Raw genomic sequence first — 20,217 nt, forward strand, 5'->3', positions numbered from 1 at the left:
GGCGCCACCGGGGCGGGGGCGGCCACCTGCGGCACGGTCGACCACAGCTCGGCCGCGTACACGGCTTCAGGCGGGCGCAGGCGCCAGTTCAGGCCGGTGCTCAGCGCCGCGATCAGCAGCCCGTGGGCCAGCAGCGCCAGGCCGGCAGCGCGGCCGTTGCCGCCCGGTTTGGGCGGCAGCAGCAGGCCGGGGGCGGATCCGGCATCGGCCATCGCGGGCGCGGCCCTCACTGGACGACCCTCCGCCCTGCGGGCTTCGGGATTCGCGCTTGGGAGCGGCCCGGCGCGCTCACTGGACGACCCTCCGCCCTGAGGGCTTCGGGATTCGCGCTTGGGAGCGGCCCGGCGCGCTCATGGTGGCACGGGCCCTCAAGTGCCCTGCTTGACCGACAGGCCCACGCGCAGGATGCCCGCCCGCTGCAGCACGTCCATCGCCCGCACCACGTGCTCGTAGCGCACCTGGCGGTCGGCTGAGATGACCACCGGCGTCTGCGCGTTGCCGGCCTGCGCCTGCTTGACGCGCGCGGCCAGCTGCCCGATGGCGGTGGGCTGCGGCTCGCCACCGTCCACCCGCAGGCGCAGCTTCTCGTCGGTGCCGACCACCACCTCGATCACGTGCTCGGGCCGCTGGGCGGCCTTGCCCACGGTGGGCAGGTCGACCACCCCGGTGGTGATCAGCGGGGCGGTGACCATGAAGATGATCAGCAGCACCAGCATCACGTCGATGAAGGGCACCATGTTCATTTCGGCGATGGCCCGCCGACGACGGCTGCCCCGGGCGACCACGGCCGGCATGTCGGGCTCCCCTCGGTCAGCGGCCGGCCGGCGCGGCGGCCGGGGCGCTGGCGTTGCGCTGCAGGATGTTGGAGAACTCCTCGATGAAGCTCTCCAGCTGGATGGCCACGCGGTCGATGTCGCGCGCGAAGCGGTTGTAGGCCACGACCGCGGGGATGGCCGCGAACAGGCCGATGGCCGTGGCCACCAGCGCCTCGGCGATGCCCGGCGCCACGGTGGCCAGCGTCACCTGCTGCACGTTGGACAGGCCGACGAAGGCGTGCATGATCCCCCACACCGTGCCGAACAGGCCCACGTAGGGGCTGACCGAGCCCACCGAGGCCAGGAAGCCGACGTTGCCCTCGATGGCGTCGAGCTCGCGCTGCAGGCTGGCGCGCATGGCGCGGCGGGCGCCGTCGAGCTGGCTTTGCGGCTCGTGCCGCCGCTCGCGCAGCTTCATGAATTCGCGCATGCCGCTGGCGAAGATGCGCGCCATCGGCGATGGGCTGTCCTTCTGCCCGGCCGCCGCGTAGAGCTCGTTGAGGTTCTTGCCCGACCAGAACTCGCGCTCGAAGGCGTCGTTGTCGCGGCGCAGCGCGCGCAGGCCGAAGAGCTTGCCGAAGATCACTGTCCAGCTGGCCAGCGAGGTGATCATCAGCCCGGCCATGACCAGCTGCACCACCAGGCTGGCGTGCAGGACGAGGGTGACGATGGAGAAGTCGTTGCTCATGGAGGACCGTGTGGGATCTCGATCGGAATGCGCCGCGGCCTGAAGGTTCCGCCGTCGACGCAGCCGACGCGGATGTCGCCCTCGCACAGCAGGGTGTCGCCGCACCAGGCCTGCTGGGCCAGCCGCAGCGACGCGGGCCGGAGCTCGACCACCGTGACGGTGATGTCGAGCAGGTCGTCCAGGCGCGCCGGTCGCAGGTAGCGCAGCGCGGTGTCGGAGACGATGAAGATGGCGCCGGTGCGTTCGCGCAGCTCATGCTGCGAGATGCCGGCGGCGCGCAGCCATTCGGTGCGCGCGCGCTCGAAGAACTTCAGGTAGTTGGCGTAGAACACCACCCCGCCCGCGTCGGTGTCCTCCCAGTACACCCGCACGGCGAGCCGGAAGTGCGCGTTCGTCGACGGGGGCACGGTCAGGGTGGGCATCGGGCGGGGCGATGATAGCCGAGCGGTCTGCGTCGGCAGGGGCCCGCGCGCCCGTGCCAGCCCAACGACGGGCTGCGGGCGGCAAGGCGTGGCCCAACCGGTCAGGTCAGGCGCCACCAGACCGCCGCCGCGCTGAGCGCGACCAGCAGCGTGGTGGCGGTGGCCACACGCGTCCAGGACAACAGCTCGGCCGGTTGCCCCGGCGACATCGGGGCCATCGCCATCGCCCCGGCGGCCACCATCGGCACCGGGGATGTCGAGGCCCGGGCCTGCCACATCCGCAGGGCCATGGCCATGGCGCGGGCGCTGCCGTAGCGCAGCTCGGGGTCGGGCGCCATGGCGCGCGAGACGATCGCCGACAGCTCCTGCGGCACGCCGGGCACCAGCCGATGCACCGGGGTGGGCCGGCCCAGCATCGCCGCGGCGGCGATCTCCTGGATCGAGTGACCGGTGAAGGGCTTGCGGCCGGCCAGCAGTTCGTACAGCACCACGCCCATGGCATAGACGTCGGTGCGGGCGTCGGGCGTTTCGCCGCGCAGTTGCTCGGGCGCCAGATAGTGCGGGCTGCCGGTGATCAGGCCGTCGAGCACCGGTGCATCGCTTCGGTGGGCCACGCGGGCGATGCCGAAATCCAGCACCTTGGGCTTGCGCCGGTCGATCATGAAGATGTTGGCCGGCTTGATGTCGCAATGGATCACGCCCTTGGCATGGGCGAAGGCCAATGCCTCGGCCACCCGCCGCATCAGCTTGACCGAGCGGGTCGGGTCGGGTCGCCAGCCGTCGGCCAGCAGGCGGCGAAGGTCGCTGCCCGGCAACTGCTCCATCGCGATGTACACGCCCATGTCGGACAGGCCGGCGTCGTACACGGTGACGATGTTCGGGTGGTTGAGGCTGGCCACGGCGCGCGCCTCGTCGAGGATCATTGTGTTGAGCGCATTGCGGTGCACGCCGGCGCTGGCCAGTTGCACCGTCTTGATCGCCAGGTTGCGCGACAGGATCGGGTCCCAGGCGGTGTAGACGCGGCCCAGTCCGCCCTCGCCGATGCGGCGCTTCAGCGCATAGCGGCCCACGTGGCCGATGGTGGGGTCGGATTCCACCGGGGCCGGCATCAGGTCGAGCGGCAGGGGTGAGCTGTCTTCGCCCAGGCCGGGCCAGTCTTCGGGCGTCAGCTCGGCAGCGTGGGGATCGACCTGTGTCGGGGCGAAGTCGCTGCCCGCGCGCCGATCGGAAGGACTGAAGGGATTCACTCGCGACAGCTTAAGCCGCAACCAGCCCGCGGATTGCATCCAAATGCGTGGGCGGGTGCCCGGGCCTTACGAGTTGTCACGGACGCATGACGGGTCGTGGGCAATTTGTGACATCTGGCCGGCCGAGCCGGCGGCGATCACAGCACCTTGTGCAGCCGGAACAGCGCTTCCTCGAGCTGCGGCATGGCACTGGCAAACGACAGGCGCAGCCAGCGTTCGGGGTCGTGCCGGCCGAAGTCGCGCCCGGGCGTCAGGGCCACGTGGGCGCGCCGCATCATGTCGAAGCAGAAATCCCAGCTGCTGGCGGCGTGTTCGCTGCAGTCGGCCCAGGCGTAAAAGGCCCCGTCGGGCATCACCGGCACGCGCAGGCCCAGCCGGTCGAGTGCCGGCACGACATGGTCGCGGCGGGCCTTGAACTCGGTGCGGCGGCGCTCGTACTCGGCGATCGATTCGGCCTCGAAGCAGGCCAGCGCCGCATGCTGAGCCACGGTGGAGGCGCAGATGAACAGGTTCTGCGCCAGCCGCTCGACCGGTGCCACCAGCGCCTCGGGCAGCACCAGCCAGCCCAGGCGCCAGCCGGTCATGCTGAAGTACTTGGAGAAGCTGTTCACTGAGATGACATCGTCGCCGAAGGCCAGGGCGCTGTGGCCGAAGGTGTCGTCGTAGCTCAGGCCCAGGTAGATCTCGTCGACCACCGTGGCGCCGCCCTTCGAGCGCACGAATTCGGCGATGCGGCGCATCTCGTCGGGGTGGATCGAGGTGCCGGTGGGGTTGGACGGCGAGGCCAGCACCACGCCGCGCGTGGCCGGCGCCCAGGCCGCGGCCACGCCGGCCGCGTCGAGCTGGAAGCGCTGCGCGGCAGACGCCGGCAGCAGCCGCGCCACCGCGTCGGCGGCGGCCACGAAATGCCGGTTGCAGGGGTAGCTGGGGTCGGGCATCAGCACCTCGTCGCCGGCTTCGAACAGCGCCAGGCAGACCAGCTGCAGCGCCGCCGAGGCGCCGGCGGTGACGACGATGCGCCGCGCCGGGATGTCCAGCCCGAAACGCTGCCGGTACCAGTCGGACAAGCGTTCGCGCAGCGCCGGCAGGCCAGTGGCCTGGGTGTACTGCGTGCGGCCGTCGCGGATGGCCCGCTCGGCGGCCTCGCGCACCAGCGGCGGCGCGGTGAAGTCGGGCTCGCCGATGTTCAGGAAGAGCATGCGCTCGCCGCCCTGGGCCGGGTCGCAGGCCGGGCTGGCCGCGATCTCGGCGGCCGCCTTGGCGCACTCCATCACGTAGAAGGGCTCGATGTGGTCGAGCCGCCGCGCGAGTTTCATCGCGCGGGCCGGGGCGCCTGGCGCGGCGCGGCGCGGCGCGCCGCCACTTCCTCGGGCCGCAGGTCGCCGGCCGCCTTGTCGAGCACGCCGTTGACGTACTTGTGGCCGTCGGTGCCGCCGAAGGACTTGGCCAGTTCGACCGCCTCGTTGATGACCACGCGGTAGGGGATGTCCAGGCAGTGCGTGAGCTCGTAGGTGCCGATCATCAGCACGCCGTGCTCCACCGGCGACAGGTCGGTGGTGCGGCGGTCGACGTGGCGGGTGAGCGTGGCGTCGATGGCCGAGGCCTCGGCGATGCAACCGTGAAGCAGCGCGTCGAAATGCGCGCGGTCGCACTTGTCGAAGCCTTCCTGCTCGCGCATGTGGGCATCGACCACGCCGGCCTCGCCACGACCGACCAGCCACTCGTACAGGCCCTGCAGCGCGATCTCTCGTGAGCGGCGGCGTGGGGATTTGGGCCGCGCCGGCGCCGCCGGCTTGTCGTCGACGGGATCGGTCACGTGAGGTCGTCCAGCAGGTTCGCCATCTCGACGGCGACGCGGGCGGCGTCGCGGCCCTTTGGTTCGGCGCGGGCCCAGGCCTGGGCCTCGTTCTCGACGGTGAGGATGGCGTTCGCGATGGGGATCTCGTGGTCCAGGCTGACCCGGCTGACGCCGGCGCCGCTCTCGTTGGCCACCAACTCGAAGTGATAGGTTTCGCCGCGGATGATGCAGCCCAGCGCGATCAGCGCGTCGAAATCGTCGCTGCCGGCCATGGCCCGCAGCACCAGCGGCACTTCCAGCGCGCCCGGCACGGTGACGTGCGTGATGTGGCGCTCCTGCACGCCCAGCGCGGCCAGCTCGGCCAGGCAGCTTTGGGCCAGCTTGTCGGTGATGTCGGAATTGAATCGGGCCTGCACGATGCCGATGGCGAGTTCGTGCCCGTCGAGGTTGCCCGAGGGGTCCTGCTTGGCGTCCAGCATGTCAGTCTCCGCTTCCGGCACCGACGAAGCCGGTGACTTCGAGGCCGTAGCCCACCATGCTGGGCATGCGCCGCGGGCTGCCCAGCAGCTTCATCTTCGTGACGCCGAGGTCGCGCAGGATCTGGGCGCCGATGCCGTAGGTGCGCAAATCCAGCTGCACCGGCCGGCGCGGCATGGCGGCCGGCAGCACCTGGGGCAGCAGCGTCTGCACGTCGTGGCCGCAGTTCAGCAGCACGGCCACCGCGGCCTCGGACTGCTGCAGCGCCGACAGCGCCTTGGGCAGCGGCCAGCTGTGGCCGTTGGCGCCCACGTCGAGCAGGTCGAGCGCGGTGAACGGCTCGTGCACCCGCACCAGCACCTCGTCGCCGGGCACCCAGCGGCCCTTGCGCAGCGCCAGGTGCAGGCCGCCCGAGCGGTCGCGGAAGGCGATGCAGTCGAAGCGGCCCTGCGGCGTGACCAGTTCGCGCTCGCCGGCGCGCTCGATCAGCGATTCGTTGTGGCTGCGGAATGCGATCAGGTCGGCGATGGTGCCGATCTTCAGGCCGTGCGCCTGCGCGAACACGCGCAGGTCGGGCAGCCGGGCCATGGTGCCGTCGTCGTTCATGATCTCGCAGATCACGGCGGCGGGCGTCAGCCCGGCCATCGCGGCCAGGTCGCAGCCGGCCTCGGTGTGGCCGGCGCGCATGAGCACGCCGCCTTCCTGTGCCTGCAGCGGGAAGATGTGGCCCGGCTGCACCAGGTCGGCCGGCTTGGCGTCGCGGGCGACGGCGGCGGCCACGGTGCGCGCGCGGTCGGCGGCCGAGATGCCGGTGGTGACGCCGGTGGCGGCCTCGATGGACACGGTGAAGGCGGTGCCGTGCACGGTGCCGTTGCGCGCGGCCATGGGCGGCAGTTGCAGGCGCTCGCAGCGCTCTCGAGTGAGCGTCAGGCAGACCAGCCCGCGGCCATGCTTGGCCATGAAGTTGATGGCTTCCGGCGACACGTGGTCGGCCGCCAGCACGAGGTCACCCTCGTTCTCGCGGTCTTCTTCGTCGACCAGGATCACCATGCGGCCGGCGGCCAGCTCGGCCACGAGCTCGGGGACAGGGGATATCGGCATGCCGACATTGTAGGTGGCGGGGCCCGGCGGCACGGGTGGCGCGCCCGTGGCGCCGGCGGCGGCGTCGGCCACCGGTGCGGGCGGGTCAGCCGGCGGCGCGGTCGGCCGTGGGAGCCGCGGCGGGCGCGTCGGCCCAGGTGCCGTCGCGCAGCAACTGGTGCGGGCCGAAGTCGGCCTTGTAGCCCATCTTGCCGCTGCCCTCGATCCAGTAGCCCAGGTACAGGTGCGGCAGCTTCAGCTGGCGGGTCTGCTCGATCTGCCACAGGATGCTGTAGGTGCCCAGGCTGCCCTTCAGCTCGGGCTCGTAGAAGGTGTAGACCGCCGAGATGCCGTCGTTGAGCACGTCGACGATGGCCACCATGCGCAGCAGCCCGGGGCCGTCGCCGTCGGGCTCGCGGAACTCGACCAGCCGAGAGTTGACGCGGCTTTGCAGCAGGAACTGGGTGTACTGGTCGACGCTGTCCTGGTCCATGCCGCCGCCGGCGTGGCGGCCGGCCTGGTAGCGCAGGTAGAGCTGGTAGTGCTCGGGCACGAAACCCAGGCGCAGCACGCGGGCCTTCAGCGCACCGTGGCGCGCCCAGGCGCGGCGCTGGCTGCGGGTGGGCTGGAACTTCGCCACCGGGATGCGCAGCGGCACGCAGGCGCGGCAGTTGTCGCAGTAGGGCCGGTAGGTGAACATGCCGCTGCGCCGGAAGCCGTTGGCCACCAGGCCCGAGTAGGCGTCGGCGTGGATCAGGTGGCTGGGCGTGGCCACCTGCGAGCGCGCCTGCCGGTCGGGCAGGTAACTGCACGGGTACGGGGCCGTCGCATAGAACTGCAGCGACGACAGCGGAAGCTCTTTGGGGTGGGTCACGCGGGTGGCTCGGTGTCGTGTGCAGGCGCGGCCTCGATGCCCAGCTGCGCCCACAGGCCCGGATGATAGGACCAGTCGGCCGGCGGCGCGGCCCCCCGCATGCGGGCCACGTGGGCCTCGAACACGGGGCGCGGAATCTCTCGCGCGCCGAACGAGGCCAGGTGCCGGGTGGCCTGCTGGCAATCGATCAGCGCGATGTCGTGCGCGCGGCAAAAGGCCACCAGCGCCGCCAGCGCGATCTTCGAGGCGTCGGTGCGCCGCGCGAACATCGATTCGCCGAAGAACATGCGCCCCAGGTTGACGCCGTACAGGCCGCCGACCAGGTGGCCGTCGACCCAGGTCTCGATGCTGTGCGGGTGGCCGGCGGGGTGCCGGCTGCGGTGCCAGGCGCTGTAGGCCTCGATGATCTCGGGCACGATCCAGGTGCCGTCCTGGCCCTCGCGCGGGGCCGTGGCGCAGGCGCGCATCACCTCGGTGAAGGCGTGGTCGATGCGGATCTCGCAGCCGGGGGTGCGCAGGAAGCGGCGCAGGGTCTTGCGCAGCGACACCGACAGCTTGAACTCGGCCACCGGCAGCACCATGCGCGGGTCGGGGCTCCACCACAGCGGCGGCTGGCCCGGGCTGTACCAGGGGAACACGCCGATCGCATAGGCCTCGCGCAGCCGCGCCACCGTCACCCGGGCACCGGCGGCCAGCAGCCCCGGCGCGTCGCTGTCGTGCCCCAGCGCCAGGTGCGTGGGAGGCAGGGGCTGGTGGTCGTCGATCCAGATCATGGCGGTGCCTGCACTGTGCCATCGGCCGGCCGCCTTGTCCCGGCCGGTGTTGTCGCCATGGTGAACGGCGGCACGGCCGGCAGCCGCTATAACGGGGGCCTCCTCCACTGCAGCGGACACACGGCCATGGCCCTGGACTTCACCGATCGCGTGGCGATCGTCACCGGCGCGGGCGGCGGCCTGGGCCGCCAGCACGCGCTGGCCCTGGCCGCGCGCGGCGCCCGCGTGCTGGTCAACGACCTCGGCAACGCGCAGGCGGTGGCCGACGAGATCGTCGCCGCCGGCGGCCAGGCGCTGGCCCACGGCGCGTCGGTCACCGACCCGGCGGCGGTGCAGGCCATGGTGGCGCAGGCGGTGCAGGCCTGGGGCCGCGTCGACATCCTCGTCAACAACGCCGGCATCCTGCGCGACAAGAGCTTCGGCAAGCTGCCGCTCGAGGACTTCCGCCTCGTCGTCGACGTGCACCTGATGGGCGCGGTGCACTGCACCCAGGCGGTCTGGCCGCACATGGTGAACCAGCGCTACGGCCGCATCGTGATGACCACCTCGTCGTCGGGCCTGTTCGGCAACTTCGGCCAGAGCAACTACGGCGCCGCCAAGATGGCGCTGGTGGGGCTGATGCAGACGCTGTCGCTCGAGGGCGCCAAGCACGACATCCGCGTCAACTGCCTGGCCCCCACCGCCGCCACGCGCATGACCGAGGGCCTGCTGCCGGCCGAGGTGCTGGCGCTGCTGAAGCCCGAGGCGGTGGTGCCGGCGCTGCTGGTGCTGGCCTCGGCCGAGGCGCCCAACCGCGCCATCGGCTGTGCCGGCGCCGGCACCTTCGCGCTGGCGCACATCACGCTCACCCAGGGCGTGCACCTGGGCGTCGGCCCCGACGTGCCCGAGCGGCTGGCCGAGGCCTGGTCGCAGGTGGCCGACCGGCACGGCGACAGCGTGCCCGCCAGCGGCGCCGCGCAGGGCAGCAACGAGGTGGGGCAGGCGCTTGCGGCACGGCGCTGAGCACCCGCCGCCGCTGGCCCACCTGCACGGCGAAAAGCCGCCGGCGCCCGACTGGTTCGTGCAGGCCCTGGCCGCGCAGCCCGAGCGCCGCACCATCGACGTGCAGGGCGCGGCCATCGACACGCTGGTCTGGGGCCCGCGCGGCGCGCCCGGCCTGCTGCTGATGCACGGCAACGGCGCGCATGCCGAGTGGTTCAGCTTCATCGCGCCGCTGCTGGCCGACCGCTACCGCGTGGCAGCGCTGTCGTTCTCGGGCATGGGCCACTCGGGCCGGCGCGAGTCCTACGGCGTGGCGCAGTGGGCCGACGAGGCGCTGGCCGCGGCCGAGGCCTGCGGGCTGTTCGAATCGGCGCGGCCGCCGCTGTATGTCGGCCATTCGTTCGGCGGCTTCCCGGTGATGAACGCCGCCGCGCGCCATGGCCACCGGCTGGCCGGCGCGGTGATCGTCGACACGCCGCTGCGCCCGCCCGCGGGCCAGGTCGAGCGCGAGAAGCGCCGCGCCGAGCAGGGCTTCCGGCCGGCGCGGGTCTACCCGACGATCGCAGCGGCCCTGGCGCGCTTCCGCTTCCTGCCGCCGCAGGACTGCGAGCATGTCTACATCGTCGACCACATCGCCCGCAGCTCGCTGCAGCCGGCCACCGACGAGCACGGCCACGCCGGCTTCACCTGGCGCACCGACCCGCTGCTGTTCAAGCACTTCAGCTTCGGCAAGCCGCACCGCGACCTGGGCGAAGCGCGCTGCCCTGTGACGCTGGTGCGCGGCGGCCGATCGCGGCTGATCACCCCCGAACTGCTGGCCCACGCGCTGACGCTGGCGCCCGCCGGCACCCGCACGATGGAGCTGCCCGACGCCGACCACCACGTGATGGCCGACCAGCCGCTGGGCTTCGCGGCGATGCTGGCGGGGCTGATGGAGGGCGACACCGAAGGTGCGCGGCGGGCCCCTCCCGGCTGACATCGCCCGCCCGGCGCGACCGTCCAGCGGAGGGGCCGGGCCATGGCGGCCCGCGGCAGCCACCACAATAGGCGCCTTGCCACGTCCACCACCGCCAGGAGCCGATCCATGAGAGGGACCTTCGTCCGCCGCCGCCACATCGTCCGCATCGCCGCGAGCCTGGGGCTGTGCCTCGGCCTGCAGGCGCAGGCGCAGCAGGAGAAGACCCTCACGCTCGCGCTGGCCCGCAACGCCATCACGCCGGGCGAGGAGACCTTCACCTACGCGGTGCCCAAGCAGATGGGCTGGTTCAAGCGCGAGGGCCTGTCGGTCGGCCTGCTGAAGGCCAATGGCTCCACCGCAGCGCTGCAGGCGGTGGCCAGCGGCAGCGCGGACATCGCCTATGCCTCGTCGCTGAGCATCGCGGCGGCCATCGACAAGGGCGTGCCGGTGAAGGCCTTCGCAGGCATCACCGTGCAGTGGCCTTACTTCATCGGCGTGCCGCCGGGCTCGGCGATCAAGAAGATCGCCGACCTGAAGGGCAAGCGCGTCGGCGTCATCAGCCTGGCCTCGGCCTCGTATGCCGACCTGCGCGCCAACCTGAAGATCGCCGGGCTCACCGAGGCCGATGTGAGCGTGGTGCCGGTGGGCGCCGGCGCCCGGGCCGCGGCGGCGCTGAAGGCCAACGAGGTGGACGCGATCGACAGCTATTCCGATTCGTTCACGGTGATGCAGCAGAACGGCGTGAACCTCACGCTGCTGCCGCGCCCACCGCAGATGGCCAGGCTGTTCAGCGTGACCATGGTCACCAGCGCGGCGATGCTGAAAAGCAACCCCGATGCGCTGGCCCGCTTCGCCCGGGCCGCCTACCAGGGCATCGTCTACACGCAGCAGAACCCCGAGGCCGCGCTGAAGCTGAGCTTCCAGGAGTTTCCCGAGCTGGCCGGCAGCGCCAACCCGGGCGGCCCCGATGCGAAGAACACGCTGGCGGCGATGAAGATCGCGCTGGGCGATTCCATCCCGTCCGGCAACGCCGACCCCAAGACCTGGGGCCACTGGCTCGACATCGACGCCACGCGCTGGGAGGCGCTGCTGGCCTTCGCCCATGAGACCGGGCAGACCGAGAAGCGCTTGACGCCGGCGCAGGTGTGGGACGGCTCGCTGATGAAGACCATCTTCGATTTCGATCTCGGCAAGGTTCGCTGATTCGGCAGTCGGCCGTCCCCACGCGTCCCCGAATGCACCCCCCCGCGCACGCCGCGGCAGCCCCGCTGCTGCGCATCGACGGGCTGGCCATGCGCTACGCCACGCGCCGTGCGCCGCCGACGCTGGCGCTGGACGGCATCACGCTGGACATCGCGCGCGGCGAGTTCGTGGCGCTGCTGGGCCCGTCGGGCTGCGGCAAGACCACGCTGTTGAAGATCCTGGCCGGGCTGGTGGGCGGCTTCGACGGCACGGTGCAGCTCGACGGCCGGGCGATCGTCAAGCCCTCGCTGGAGGTCGGCGTTGTCTTCCAGGAGCCGACGCTGCTGCCATGGCGCACCATCCTCGACAACATCCTGCTGCCGGTGGAACTGGTCAAGCTCGACCGCCAGGCCTACGTGCCGCGCGCCACCGAGCTGATGCGCACCGTGGGGCTGGCCGGCTTCGAGCACCGCTATCCGAAAGAGCTGTCCGGCGGCATGCGCCAGCGCGCCGGCATCTGCCGCGCCCTGGTGCGCGACCCGCAGGTGCTGCTGATGGACGAGCCCTTCGGCGCGCTCGACGCGATGACGCGCGAGTTCCTCAATGTCGAGCTGCAGCGCATCTGGTGGGGCACCGGCAAGACGGTGGTGTTCGTCACGCACTCGATCCCCGAGGCGGTGTTCCTGGCCGACCGCGTGGTTGTGATGAGCCCGCGCCCCGGCCGCATCGCCGAGGTGGTCGACATCGACCTGCCACGCCCGCGCCGGCTGGCCGACATGGCGCACGAGAACGCCGGTGCGCTGCTCGAGCGCATCCGCCGTCACTTCACCGTCGGCAGCGCGCTCGAATGACGCTGACGGACCGACTGTCCCCGCGCAGCCAGCAGGCCTTGCTGGTGCTGGGCGTGTTCGTCGCCGTCACCGGCGGCTGGGAGCTGCTGGTGTGGCTGACGCAGATGCCGGCCTACATCCTGCCCGCGCCCAGCCAGATCGCGTCGCAGCTGGTGTCGATGGCGCAGCAGGCGCTGTTCTGGCGCGACTTCTCGGTCACCATGCATGAGGTGCTGCTCGGTTATGCGGTGGGCATCGTGCTGGCGCTGGTGCTGGGCGTGGCGATCGCCCAGCTGCCGCTGCTCGAGCTGAGCTTCATGCCCTACATCGTGGCCTTCCAGACCATCCCCAGCGTGGCGCTGGCGCCGCTGTTCCTGCAGTGGTTCGGCTACGGGCTGGCGTCGAAGGTGGTGATGGCGGCGCTGATCGCCTTCTTCCCGATCCTCATCAACGTGATCGCCGGGCTGCAGGCCACGGGCCGCGACGAGATCCAGATGCTGCGCGCCTTCGGCGGCTCGCGCCTGCAGATCCTGCTGAAGGTGCGCGTGCCCAACGCGCTGCCCTATGTGTTCGCCGGCCTGGAGCTGGGCGCCGTGTTCGCGCTGGTGGGCGCCATCGTCGCCGAGTTCGTCGGCGCCAAGGCCGGCCTGGGCAACCGCATCCTGCAGTACAACGAGCAGTTCAACATCGCCGGCATGTTTGCGGTGCTGATCGTGCTGGCCGCGCTGGGCATGCTGATGCACGGCCTGGTGGCCTTCACCAAGCACCGCGTGCTGTTCTGGGTGGAGCGGCACGACCGGGACGCCTGAGGGCCGATCGCCGTGGGGCGGATGTCTCCGGCCTGCCGGCTGGGCCGTCAGCGCTCAGCCGATGGGGCAGGCCCAGCGGGCCGCTCAGTACGTCGCTCGCCCCCCCGACAGATCGAATACCGAGCCGGTCGAGAACGAGCAATCCTCGCTGGCCAGCCAGTTGACCATCGCGGCGATCTCGGCGGGTTCGACGAAGCGGCCCATCGGGATCTTGCCGAGCATGTACTCGATGTGCTGCGGCAGCATCTGGTCGAAGATGGCGGTGCGGGCGGCGGCGGGGGCCACCGCGTTGACGAGGATGCCCTTGGTGGCCAGTTCCTTGCCCAGCGACTTGGTCAGCGCGATCAGGCCCGCCTTGCTGGCGCTGTAATGCGAGGCGTTGGGGTTGCCCTCCTTGCCGGCCACCGAGGCGATGTTGACGATGCGGCCGTAGCCGTGCTTCAGCATCTGCGGCACCACGGCGCGGCAGGTGAGGTAGGGCGCGATCAGGTTCACCTCGATCACGTCGCGCCACACCGCGGGATCCAGCTCCCAGGTGACGCCGTTGCCGCCGGTGATGCCGGCGTTGTTGACGAGGATGTCGATGCGGCCGTGCCGTGCGACGACCGCCGTGGTCGCGTCGGCGACGGCGATCTCGTGCGTGAGTTCGACCGCCGCGGTGCCCACCGGCCCGATGGCCGCAAGGCCCTGGCGCGCGCTCTCGAGTCGCGCCGCGTCGCGGTCCCACAGCACCACGCGGGCGCCCGAGCGCAGCATGCGTTCGGCGGTGGCGTAGCCGATGCCTTGTGCGCCGCCGGTGATCACGGCCACGCGGTCCTTCAGGTCGATCTGGTTCATGGCGTCATGCCCTTCAGCGCGTCGGTGGCGCCGGCCTGGCGGCAATCGGCGATGTACTGGCGGATGATGTTGGCGTAGTCGGCCTCGGGGTGCAGACCCAGCGCTGCGGCACGGTCGGCGCGGGCGCCGCTGGGCCAGTTGGCCACGATGCCGGCGATGCGCTCGTCGCGCTCGAAGCGCACGCGGGCGCGCACGGCGGGGCCGGCCACGGCTTCCAGCGCGTCGAGCATCTGCTGCACGGTGACGTTCAGGCCCGGCAGGTTGAGCGCGGTGCGGCCGCCGTAGGCCTCGCGGCTGGCCTCGAAGACGGCGATCAGGCCTTCCACCGTGCGCTGCGGCGACGACACCGGGTGCGACACCGTGGGCGCCACCGGGCAGATGGCCTCCACGCCGGCCAGCGGCTCGCGGATGATGCCGCTGAAGAACGACGAGGCCGCGCCGTTGGGCTTGCCCGGCCGCACGGTGACGGTCATCAGTCGCGCGCTGCGGCCGTCGACATAGCCCTTGCGGGTGTAGTCGGACACCAGGTGCTCGCAGACGAGCTTGTGCGTGCCGTAGCTGGTCTGCGGCGTCGGCAGCGTGGTGTCGGTGACGATGGCGGGCATCGGCACCGCGGCGTCGGGGCCGAACACCGCCACCGAACTGCTGAACACCAGCCGCGCCGGCGCGGCGCCGGCGCCCACGTCGGCACGCAGCGCGTCGAGCAGCGCGCGGGTGCTGTCCAGGTTGCTGCGCAGGCCCAGGTCGAAATCGAGTTCGCATTCGCCCGACACGGCCGAGGCCAGGTGGAACACGCCGTCGAGCCGTTCGCCGCGCAACGCCTGGCACTGGTCGAGCAGCGGGCCGGTGCGGGCCTGCACACGCGGGTCGGCCAGCAGGTCGGCGCGCGGCGCGTACTGGTCGGTGAGCAGCAGCTGCTCGATGCGCCGGCCACCCAGCGTGCCGCGGGCGAGAAGGGTGCGCGCCAGGCGGTCGCCGACGAAGCCGGCGCCGCCGGTGATCAGGACTTTCATTCGTGTTTCTCCGTGGGTTTGGGGTGGGATCGGCCCCGCGGCGCGGCGCGCTGGCGGGTGATGACCCCGCCATGCTCGAGCCGCAGCTGGCCGCGGTCCATGTGCAGGTTGGCGGCGCGGCGGGCGGCGCGCGCATCGCGTGCGGCGATGGCGTCGACCACCGCGTGGTGTTCGTGGCGCACGGCTTCCATGAAGTCGGCACGGCGGGCCTCGTTGGCGCGGGTGATGCGCATGCCGTCGCGCAGGTACTGGCCCAGGAAGCCCAGCAGCTGGCTGAACTGCGGGTTGCCGCTGGCCTCGGCGATGGCCAGGTGGAAGGCCAGGTCTTCGGCCACGCCGTCCTCGCCGCGGGCCGAGGCCGCATCGATGGCCTGCAGCGCGCGCCGCAGCGCCGCGATCTGCGCCTTGGTGGCGCGCTCGGCGGCCAGCGCGGCGATCTCGCCTTCCATCACGCGGCGCACTTCCAGCACCTGCAGCAGGTTGGTCACCGAGCCCAGCACGGCGGGGTCGAACTGCAGGGCCTTGTGCTCCGGCTGCGCGGCGACGAACACGCCCGAGCCCTGCCGCGACAGCAGCAGCCCGCGCGACTTGATGCGGTGCACCGCCTCGCGCACCACGCTGCGCGACACGCCGTGGGTGGCCGACAGCTGGGCCTCGGTGGGCAGCCGGTCGCCGGGCTTCAACTGGCCGGTGTCGATCATCGCCACCAGGCGCGTGGCCAGCCGGTCGGACAGCGATTCGGCCACCAGCCGGCCCGCGCCGACCAGCGTTGCAGGAGACGGTGCCAGGGCCATGGTGCTCAGGTTATCAGACAACTTTAAGGGCCGACAACGGGTAAGCCCGATGGCGTCGGCCGGCCGGTGGCGCGTATCGTCGGCGCCGGATCGGGCATTTCGAGCGAGGATTCACCGGATGGCCAGTGTGACCATTGCAGCGGTCAAGAAGCGCTTCGGCGAGGTCGAGGTGCTTCACGGCGTGGACATCGAGATCGCCGACGGCTCCTTCGCCGTGCTGGTGGGCCCGTCGGGCTGCGGCAAGAGCACGCTGCTGCGCATGCTGGCCGGGCTGGAGCAGATCTCCGACGGCGAGATCCGCATCGGCGAGCGCCGCGTCAACGACGTGCCGCCCAAGCAGCGGGACATCGCGATGGTGTTCCAGAACTACGCGCTCTACCCGCACATGACGGTGCGCGAGAACATGGCCTTTGCGCTGATGCTGGCCAAGCTGGACGCTGCCGCCATCGAGGCCAAGGTGGGCCGCGCCGCCGAGATCCTGGGCCTGAAGGACCTGCTGCAGCGATACCCGCGGCAACTGTCGGGCGGCCAGCGCCAGCGCGTCGCCATGGGCCGGGCCATCGTGCGAGACCCGCAGGTGTTCCTGTTCGACGAGCCGCTGTCCAACCTCGACGCCAAGCTGCGCGTGGCGATGCGCACCGAGATCAAGGAACTGCACCAGCGCCTTCGCACCACGTCCATCTACGTCACGCACGACCAGATCGAGGCCATGACCATGGGCGACCTGGTGGTGGTGATGAAGGACGGCCGCGTCGAACAGTCCGGCAGCCCGCTCGAGCTGTACGATCGGCCGGCCAACCTGTTCGTGGCCGGCTTCATCGGCTCGCCGGCGATGAACTTCCTGCCCGGCACGCTGCGCCGCGCGGCCGGCGATGCGTCGGTCGAACTGGCCGACGGCAGCCGCGTGGCTGCGCCACTGGGAAGCGGCGGCATCGATGGCCAGCCGGTGGTCTTCGGCACCCGGCCCGAGCATCTGGCCCTGGGCGATGGCGGCATCGCGGTGCAGGTGGCGGTGGTCGAACCCACCGGCGCCGACACCTTCGTGGCCTGCCGCCACCAGGGCAATGAACTGTCGGTGGTCTTCCACGAGCGCCACGCCTTCGCGCCGGGCAGCACCATCCACCTGATGCCCGACCTGAAGCGGGCCCACCTGTTCGATGCCGGCACCGGCCGGCGGCTCGCGGCCTGACGGGCCTTGCCCGTTTGCAGGTTCGATTCACCACCCCCGTAGAGGAGACATGCCCATGAACGATTTCAATCGCCGCCGCTTCCTGGAAGGCACGGCCGGTCTCGCCGCTGGTGCCAGCCTCGGGGCCGGTGCCATCTGGGCCCCTGCCGTGCACGCGCAGGGCGTGTCGTTCAAGCCCGAGAAGGGCGCCAAGCTGCGCGTGCTGCGCTGGAGCCGCTTCGTGCAGGGCGACATCGACGCCTACATGGTGAACGTCAAGAAGTTCACCGAGAAGACCGGCATCGAGGTGCGGGTGGACAACGAGGGCTGGGAAGACGTGCGGCCCAAGGCGGCCGTGGCCGCCAACACCGGCGCCGGGCCCGACATCATCCTGTCGACCAACGACGACGCCAACCTCTACCCCGAGAAGCTGCTCGACGTCACCGACCTGGCCAACTACCTGGGCAAGAAGTACGGCGGCTGGTTCCCGGCCTGCGAGGCCTACCTGCGGCCCGACGGCAAGAAGTGGATCGGCATCGGCCTGGGCGCCGCGGGCGCCATGCTGGTGTACCGCCAGAGCCAGGTGAAGGCGGCCGGCTTCGACGCCTTCCCGAAGGACACCGCCGGCTTCCTGGCGCTGCTGAAGGCGCTGCATGCCAAGGGCACGCCGGCGGGTTTCGCGCTGGGCAACGCCACCGGCGACGGCCTGTGGACCAACTGGCTGATCTGGTCGCACGGCGGCAAGCTGGTCGATGCCAGCAACAAGGTCGTCATCGACAGCGCCGAGACGATCAAGGCGCTCGAGTACGCCAAGGAGATGTACGCCACCTTCATCCCCGGCACGCTGTCGTGGCTGGACCCCAACAACAACAAGGCCTTCCTGGACAGCCAGATCAGCCTGACCAACAACGGCATCTCGATCTATTACGCCACCAAGAACTCCACCGACCAGAAGGTGCGCGACCTGAGGGAAGACGTGCACCACGCGCAGTACCCGATCGGCCCGGTCGGCGTGCCCACCGAGTCGCACCTGTTCTTCAACCAGATGATCATGAAGTACACCAAGTACCCGCAGGCCGCGAAGGAGTTCCTGCGCTTCATGATGGAACAGGAGCAGTTCGACCCCTGGATGACGGCGGCCGGCGGCTACGTGGCCCCGCCGCTGGCGGACTACACCAAGGGCGCGATCTGGACGTCCGACCCGAAGCACACGCCCTACCGCGACTGCGTCAAGAACCTGCGGCCGGCGGGCTATGCCGGCAAGCTGGGCTACGCGTCCGCCGGGGCGGCGGCCGACTTCATTGTCACCAACATGGTGGCCGAGGCGGCCAGCGGCTCCAAGACCCCCAAGGAAGCCGCCGAGCGCGCGCAGAAGCGCGCCGAGCGCTATTACAAGGTATGAGCGGACGCCTGCGGCGCCGTCTTACCCAGCTGCGCCAGAGCGGACGAACCGTCTTGGGACGGTCCGCCGCTCACCTTGGCTGCTTGGTGGCGTGCCGGGGTGTTCACGCAATGGTGGGGGCTTGATCGGTGTTTGAACGACTGCAGAACAACCGCAACGTGCTGGGCTGGCTCTTCATGATGCCGGCGGCGGTGCTGCTGCTGTTGTTCCTGACCTACCCGCTGGGCCTGGGCACCTGGCTCGGCTTCACCGACGCCAAGGTGGGCCGCGCGGGCGAGTGGATCGGCATCGAGAACTTCAGCTTCCTGGTCGGCGACAGCGTCACGCGGCTGGCGCTGTTCAACACGCTCTTCTACACCACCGTGGCCAGCGTGCTGAAGTTTGCGCTGGGGCTGTGGCTGGCGCTGCTGCTGAACAAGAACCTGCCGTTCAAATCGTTCTTCCGCGCGGTGGTGCTGCTGCCCTGGATCGTGCCGACGGCGTTGTCGGCCATCGCCTTCTGGTGGATCTACGACTCGCAGTTCTCGATCATCAGCTGGGTGCTGGTGAAAATGGGCATCATCGACACCTACATCGATTTCCTTGGCGACCCCTGGAACGCCCGCATCGCCACCATCGTGGCCAACGTGTGGCGCGGCGTGCCCTTCGTGGCGATCTCGTTGCTGGCCGGCCTGCAGACCATCTCGCCCTCGTACTACGAGGCCTCGGCCATCGACGGGGCCACGCCGTGGCAGCAGTTCCGCCACGTGACGCTGCCGCTGCTGTCGCCCATCATCGCGGTGGTGATGACCTTCTCGGTGCTGTTCACCTTCACCGACTTCCAGCTGATCTATGTGCTGACCCGCGGCGGCCCGCTCAATGCCACGCACCTGATGGCCACGCTGTCGTTCCAGCGCGCCATTTCGGGTGGGGCGCTGGGCGAGGGCGCGGCGCTGGCCACGATGATGGTGCCCTTCCTGCTGGCGGCCATCATGTTCAGCTACTTCGGCCTGCAGCGCAGGGCCTGGCAGCAGGGCGGCGACAAATGAGCAAGCAAAATGAAGCCGCTCAAGGCATGGACTACCTGCAGTCCATCCCGCGCCGCTGGGTGACGATCTACATCCCCATCGGCATCTTCGTCTTCGTGCTGCTGTTCCCGTTCTACTGGATGGTGGTCACCTCGTTCAAGCCGAACGAAGAACTGCTGTCGCGCGACGGCAATCCGTTCTGGGTGATCAAGCCCACGCTCGCCCACTTCGAGAAGCTGCTGTTTCAAACGGCCTACCCCGAGTGGCTGTGGAACACCGTGGTGGTGTCGGTGGTGTCCACGGTGATCTCGCTGGTGGCCTCGGTGCTGGCGGCCTATGCGATCGAGCGCTTGCGCTTCCAGGGCGCCAAGACGGCCGGGGGGTTGATCTTCCTGGCCTACCTGGTGCCGCCGTCGATCCTGTTCATCCCGCTGGCGGCCATCATTTTCCAGCTTGGCCTGTTCGATTCGCGCATGGCGCTGATCCTGTCCTACCCCACCTTCCTGATCCCCTTCAGCACCTGGCTGCTGATGGGTTACTTCCGGTCCATCCCGTACGAGCTGGAAGAGTGTGCGTTGATCGACGGCGCCAGCCGCTGGCAGATCCTCGTCAAGATCATCCTGCCGCTGGCGGTGCCGGGCCTCATCTCGGCGGGCATCTTCGCCTTCACGCTGAGCTGGAACGAGTTCATCTACGCGCTGACCTTCATCTCGTCGTCCGAGAACAAGACCGTGCCGGTGGGCGTGGTCACCGAACTGGTCGAGGGCGACGTGTACCACTGGGGCTCACTGATGGCCGGTGCCTTGCTCGGCTCGCTGCCGGTGGCCTTCGTCTACTCGTTCTTCGTCGAGCACTACGTGTCGGGGATGACGGGGTCGGTGAAGGAGTAGTCGCGTCGGGCGCCTTTGGGCGGCGGGCGTTCGGGTGGAGCCGAGGCGCTGAGGCGGCAAAGCCGCGTGCGGGAAGGCCGGGGAGCTTCGCGGTGGCGGTCGGCTGCGCCGACTGCCCTGCAGTGCTCGGCCCAGCGGTGCGCCGCAGAACTCGCTTCGCGCCCTGCGGGCG

22 protein-coding genes and 1 pseudogene are annotated in these 20,217 nt (G+C 70.6%); 9 read left to right on the forward strand and 14 right to left on the reverse strand.

All coding sequences use genetic code 11. The features are described 5' to 3' along the window. From EOINJALH_RS13805 to aat, 11 genes and pseudogenes are all read right to left on the reverse strand, one after another. Positions 1-212, reverse strand: a pseudogene (locus EOINJALH_RS13805) (protein TolA); the annotation flags it as partial. Between the two features lie 156 nt (positions 213-368). Next, positions 369-794, reverse strand: a complete 426-nt coding sequence (locus tag EOINJALH_RS13810; RefSeq protein ID WP_088280946.1) for an ExbD/TolR family protein — start codon at positions 792-794, stop codon at positions 369-371. Between the two features lie 16 nt (positions 795-810). After that, the gene (tolQ, locus tag EOINJALH_RS13815; protein ID WP_088280947.1) at positions 811-1,503 is read right to left on the reverse strand and encodes a protein TolQ; all 693 of its coding nucleotides are present in this window, start codon (positions 1,501-1,503) and stop codon (positions 811-813) included. Then, positions 1,500-1,925 carry a tol-pal system-associated acyl-CoA thioesterase gene (gene ybgC / locus EOINJALH_RS13820; protein WP_088280948.1) on the reverse strand — a complete coding sequence of 142 codons (426 nt, stop codon included), beginning with the start codon at positions 1,923-1,925 and terminating at the stop codon, positions 1,500-1,502. Before ybgC ends, tolQ begins: the two co-directional genes overlap by 4 nt. 101 nt (positions 1,926-2,026) lie before the next feature. Then, positions 2,027-3,172, reverse strand: a complete 1,146-nt coding sequence (locus EOINJALH_RS13825; protein ID WP_158219765.1) for a serine/threonine-protein kinase — start codon at positions 3,170-3,172, stop codon at positions 2,027-2,029. A 137-nt stretch (positions 3,173-3,309) separates the two neighbouring features. Beyond that, a complete protein-coding gene (locus tag EOINJALH_RS13830) occupies positions 3,310-4,488 on the reverse strand; it encodes a pyridoxal phosphate-dependent aminotransferase (RefSeq protein ID WP_088280950.1) in 1,179 nt (392 codons plus the stop codon). Beyond that, complete coding sequence (gene nusB, locus EOINJALH_RS13835; RefSeq protein ID WP_088280951.1) at positions 4,485-4,988, reverse strand: transcription antitermination factor NusB; 504 nt, start codon at positions 4,986-4,988, stop codon at positions 4,485-4,487. The genes EOINJALH_RS13830 and nusB overlap by 4 nt, the downstream gene beginning before the upstream one ends. Then, positions 4,985-5,449 (reverse strand): 6,7-dimethyl-8-ribityllumazine synthase, encoded by a 465-nt coding sequence (ribH, locus tag EOINJALH_RS13840; RefSeq protein ID WP_088280953.1) that lies wholly within the window; start codon positions 5,447-5,449, stop codon positions 4,985-4,987. The genes nusB and ribH overlap by 4 nt, the downstream gene beginning before the upstream one ends. A gap of 1 nt (position 5,450) precedes the next feature. Continuing rightward, the gene (ribBA, locus tag EOINJALH_RS13845; RefSeq protein WP_088280975.1) at positions 5,451-6,548 is read right to left on the reverse strand and encodes a bifunctional 3,4-dihydroxy-2-butanone-4-phosphate synthase/GTP cyclohydrolase II; all 1,098 of its coding nucleotides are present in this window, start codon (positions 6,546-6,548) and stop codon (positions 5,451-5,453) included. An 85-nt stretch (positions 6,549-6,633) separates the two neighbouring features. After that, positions 6,634-7,401: an arginyltransferase gene (locus tag EOINJALH_RS13850; protein ID WP_088280955.1), complete on the reverse strand. Its 768-nt coding sequence runs from the start codon at positions 7,399-7,401 to the stop codon at positions 6,634-6,636. Further along, a complete protein-coding gene (gene aat, locus EOINJALH_RS13855) occupies positions 7,398-8,174 on the reverse strand; it encodes a leucyl/phenylalanyl-tRNA--protein transferase (protein WP_088280957.1) in 777 nt (258 codons plus the stop codon). The genes EOINJALH_RS13850 and aat overlap by 4 nt, the downstream gene beginning before the upstream one ends. A 126-nt stretch (positions 8,175-8,300) precedes the next feature. On the opposite strand from aat, the gene EOINJALH_RS13860 reads away from it, so the two are divergent. From EOINJALH_RS13860 to EOINJALH_RS13880, 5 genes are all read left to right on the forward strand, one after another. Next, entirely contained in the window at positions 8,301-9,176 is an 876-nt protein-coding gene (locus tag EOINJALH_RS13860; protein WP_088280977.1) for an SDR family NAD(P)-dependent oxidoreductase, read from the forward strand. Further along, positions 9,160-10,131, forward strand: a complete 972-nt coding sequence (locus tag EOINJALH_RS13865; RefSeq protein WP_088280959.1) for an alpha/beta fold hydrolase — start codon at positions 9,160-9,162, stop codon at positions 10,129-10,131. The genes EOINJALH_RS13860 and EOINJALH_RS13865 overlap by 17 nt, the downstream gene beginning before the upstream one ends. A 108-nt stretch (positions 10,132-10,239) precedes the next feature. Next, the gene (locus tag EOINJALH_RS13870; RefSeq protein WP_158219766.1) at positions 10,240-11,316 is read left to right on the forward strand and encodes an ABC transporter substrate-binding protein; all 1,077 of its coding nucleotides are present in this window, start codon (positions 10,240-10,242) and stop codon (positions 11,314-11,316) included. Positions 11,317-11,348: 32 nt separating this feature from the next. Further along, positions 11,349-12,146: an ABC transporter ATP-binding protein gene (locus EOINJALH_RS13875; RefSeq protein WP_234413836.1), complete on the forward strand. Its 798-nt coding sequence runs from the start codon at positions 11,349-11,351 to the stop codon at positions 12,144-12,146. Next, the gene (locus EOINJALH_RS13880) at positions 12,143-12,934 is read left to right on the forward strand and encodes an ABC transporter permease (protein ID WP_088280963.1); all 792 of its coding nucleotides are present in this window, start codon (positions 12,143-12,145) and stop codon (positions 12,932-12,934) included. Before EOINJALH_RS13875 ends, EOINJALH_RS13880 begins: the two co-directional genes overlap by 4 nt. Positions 12,935-13,018: 84 nt before the next feature. Here the strand turns inward: EOINJALH_RS13880 and EOINJALH_RS13885 are convergent, their stop codons facing one another. The 3 genes from EOINJALH_RS13885 to EOINJALH_RS13895 are packed head-to-tail and all read right to left on the reverse strand — an operon-like array spanning position 13,019 to position 15,578. Beyond that, a complete protein-coding gene (locus EOINJALH_RS13885; RefSeq protein ID WP_088280965.1) occupies positions 13,019-13,771 on the reverse strand; it encodes an SDR family NAD(P)-dependent oxidoreductase in 753 nt (250 codons plus the stop codon). After that, positions 13,768-14,784 carry a D-erythronate dehydrogenase gene (gene denD, locus EOINJALH_RS13890; RefSeq protein ID WP_088280967.1) on the reverse strand — a complete coding sequence of 339 codons (1,017 nt, stop codon included), beginning with the start codon at positions 14,782-14,784 and terminating at the stop codon, positions 13,768-13,770. The genes EOINJALH_RS13885 and denD overlap by 4 nt, the downstream gene beginning before the upstream one ends. Further along, entirely contained in the window at positions 14,781-15,578 is a 798-nt protein-coding gene (locus tag EOINJALH_RS13895; RefSeq protein WP_088280969.1) for a FadR/GntR family transcriptional regulator, read from the reverse strand. Before EOINJALH_RS13895 ends, denD begins: the two co-directional genes overlap by 4 nt. A gap of 118 nt (positions 15,579-15,696) precedes the next feature. Between EOINJALH_RS13895 and EOINJALH_RS13900 the strand changes: the two genes are divergently transcribed. From EOINJALH_RS13900 to EOINJALH_RS13915, 4 genes are all read left to right on the forward strand, one after another. Beyond that, a complete protein-coding gene (locus EOINJALH_RS13900; RefSeq protein WP_088280971.1) occupies positions 15,697-16,767 on the forward strand; it encodes an ABC transporter ATP-binding protein in 1,071 nt (356 codons plus the stop codon). Between the two features lie 55 nt (positions 16,768-16,822). Beyond that, positions 16,823-18,148 (forward strand): ABC transporter substrate-binding protein, encoded by a 1,326-nt coding sequence (locus EOINJALH_RS13905; RefSeq protein ID WP_088280981.1) that lies wholly within the window; start codon positions 16,823-16,825, stop codon positions 18,146-18,148. 176 nt (positions 18,149-18,324) lie between these two features. Continuing rightward, positions 18,325-19,176: a carbohydrate ABC transporter permease gene (locus tag EOINJALH_RS13910; RefSeq protein ID WP_088280983.1), complete on the forward strand. Its 852-nt coding sequence runs from the start codon at positions 18,325-18,327 to the stop codon at positions 19,174-19,176. Further along, the gene (locus EOINJALH_RS13915) at positions 19,173-20,045 is read left to right on the forward strand and encodes a carbohydrate ABC transporter permease (RefSeq protein WP_088280973.1); all 873 of its coding nucleotides are present in this window, start codon (positions 19,173-19,175) and stop codon (positions 20,043-20,045) included. Before EOINJALH_RS13910 ends, EOINJALH_RS13915 begins: the two co-directional genes overlap by 4 nt. Positions 20,046-20,217: the final 172 nt, after the last annotated feature.

The sequence above is a fragment of the Ideonella sp. A 288 genome, from assembly GCF_002198735.1.
GTDB lineage: Bacteria > Pseudomonadota > Gammaproteobacteria > Burkholderiales > Burkholderiaceae_C > Pseudaquabacterium.

Bases quoted from the DNA above. Each gene is read 5' to 3' on its own strand.
- aat (WP_088280957.1), bottom strand. From the start codon at position 8,174: ATGATCTGGATCGACGACCACCAGCCCCTGCCTCCCACGCACCTGGCG.
- EOINJALH_RS13900 (WP_088280971.1), top strand. From the start codon at position 15,697: ATGGCCAGTGTGACCATTGCAGCGGTCAAGAAGCGCTTCGGCGAGGTC.
- EOINJALH_RS13915 (WP_088280973.1), top strand. From the start codon at position 19,173: ATGAGCAAGCAAAATGAAGCCGCTCAAGGCATGGACTACCTGCAGTCC.
- EOINJALH_RS13870 (WP_158219766.1), top strand. From the start codon at position 10,240: ATGAGAGGGACCTTCGTCCGCCGCCGCCACATCGTCCGCATCGCCGCG.
- ribH (WP_088280953.1), bottom strand. From the start codon at position 5,449: ATGCTGGACGCCAAGCAGGACCCCTCGGGCAACCTCGACGGGCACGAA.
- ybgC (WP_088280948.1), bottom strand. From the start codon at position 1,925: ATGCCCACCCTGACCGTGCCCCCGTCGACGAACGCGCACTTCCGGCTC.
- denD (WP_088280967.1), bottom strand. From the start codon at position 14,784: ATGAAAGTCCTGATCACCGGCGGCGCCGGCTTCGTCGGCGACCGCCTG.
- EOINJALH_RS13895 (WP_088280969.1), bottom strand. From the start codon at position 15,578: ATGGCCCTGGCACCGTCTCCTGCAACGCTGGTCGGCGCGGGCCGGCTG.
- EOINJALH_RS13910 (WP_088280983.1), top strand. From the start codon at position 18,325: ATGATGCCGGCGGCGGTGCTGCTGCTGTTGTTCCTGACCTACCCGCTG.
- EOINJALH_RS13885 (WP_088280965.1), bottom strand. From the start codon at position 13,771: ATGAACCAGATCGACCTGAAGGACCGCGTGGCCGTGATCACCGGCGGC.
- EOINJALH_RS13860 (WP_088280977.1), top strand. From the start codon at position 8,301: ATGGCCCTGGACTTCACCGATCGCGTGGCGATCGTCACCGGCGCGGGC.
- EOINJALH_RS13880 (WP_088280963.1), top strand. From the start codon at position 12,143: ATGACGCTGACGGACCGACTGTCCCCGCGCAGCCAGCAGGCCTTGCTG.
- ribBA (WP_088280975.1), bottom strand. From the start codon at position 6,548: ATGCCGATATCCCCTGTCCCCGAGCTCGTGGCCGAGCTGGCCGCCGGC.
- EOINJALH_RS13830 (WP_088280950.1), bottom strand. From the start codon at position 4,488: ATGAAACTCGCGCGGCGGCTCGACCACATCGAGCCCTTCTACGTGATG.
- tolQ (WP_088280947.1), bottom strand. From the start codon at position 1,503: ATGAGCAACGACTTCTCCATCGTCACCCTCGTCCTGCACGCCAGCCTG.
- EOINJALH_RS13905 (WP_088280981.1), top strand. From the start codon at position 16,823: ATGAACGATTTCAATCGCCGCCGCTTCCTGGAAGGCACGGCCGGTCTC.
- EOINJALH_RS13810 (WP_088280946.1), bottom strand. From the start codon at position 794: ATGCCGGCCGTGGTCGCCCGGGGCAGCCGTCGTCGGCGGGCCATCGCC.
- EOINJALH_RS13875 (WP_234413836.1), top strand. From the start codon at position 11,349: ATGCACCCCCCCGCGCACGCCGCGGCAGCCCCGCTGCTGCGCATCGAC.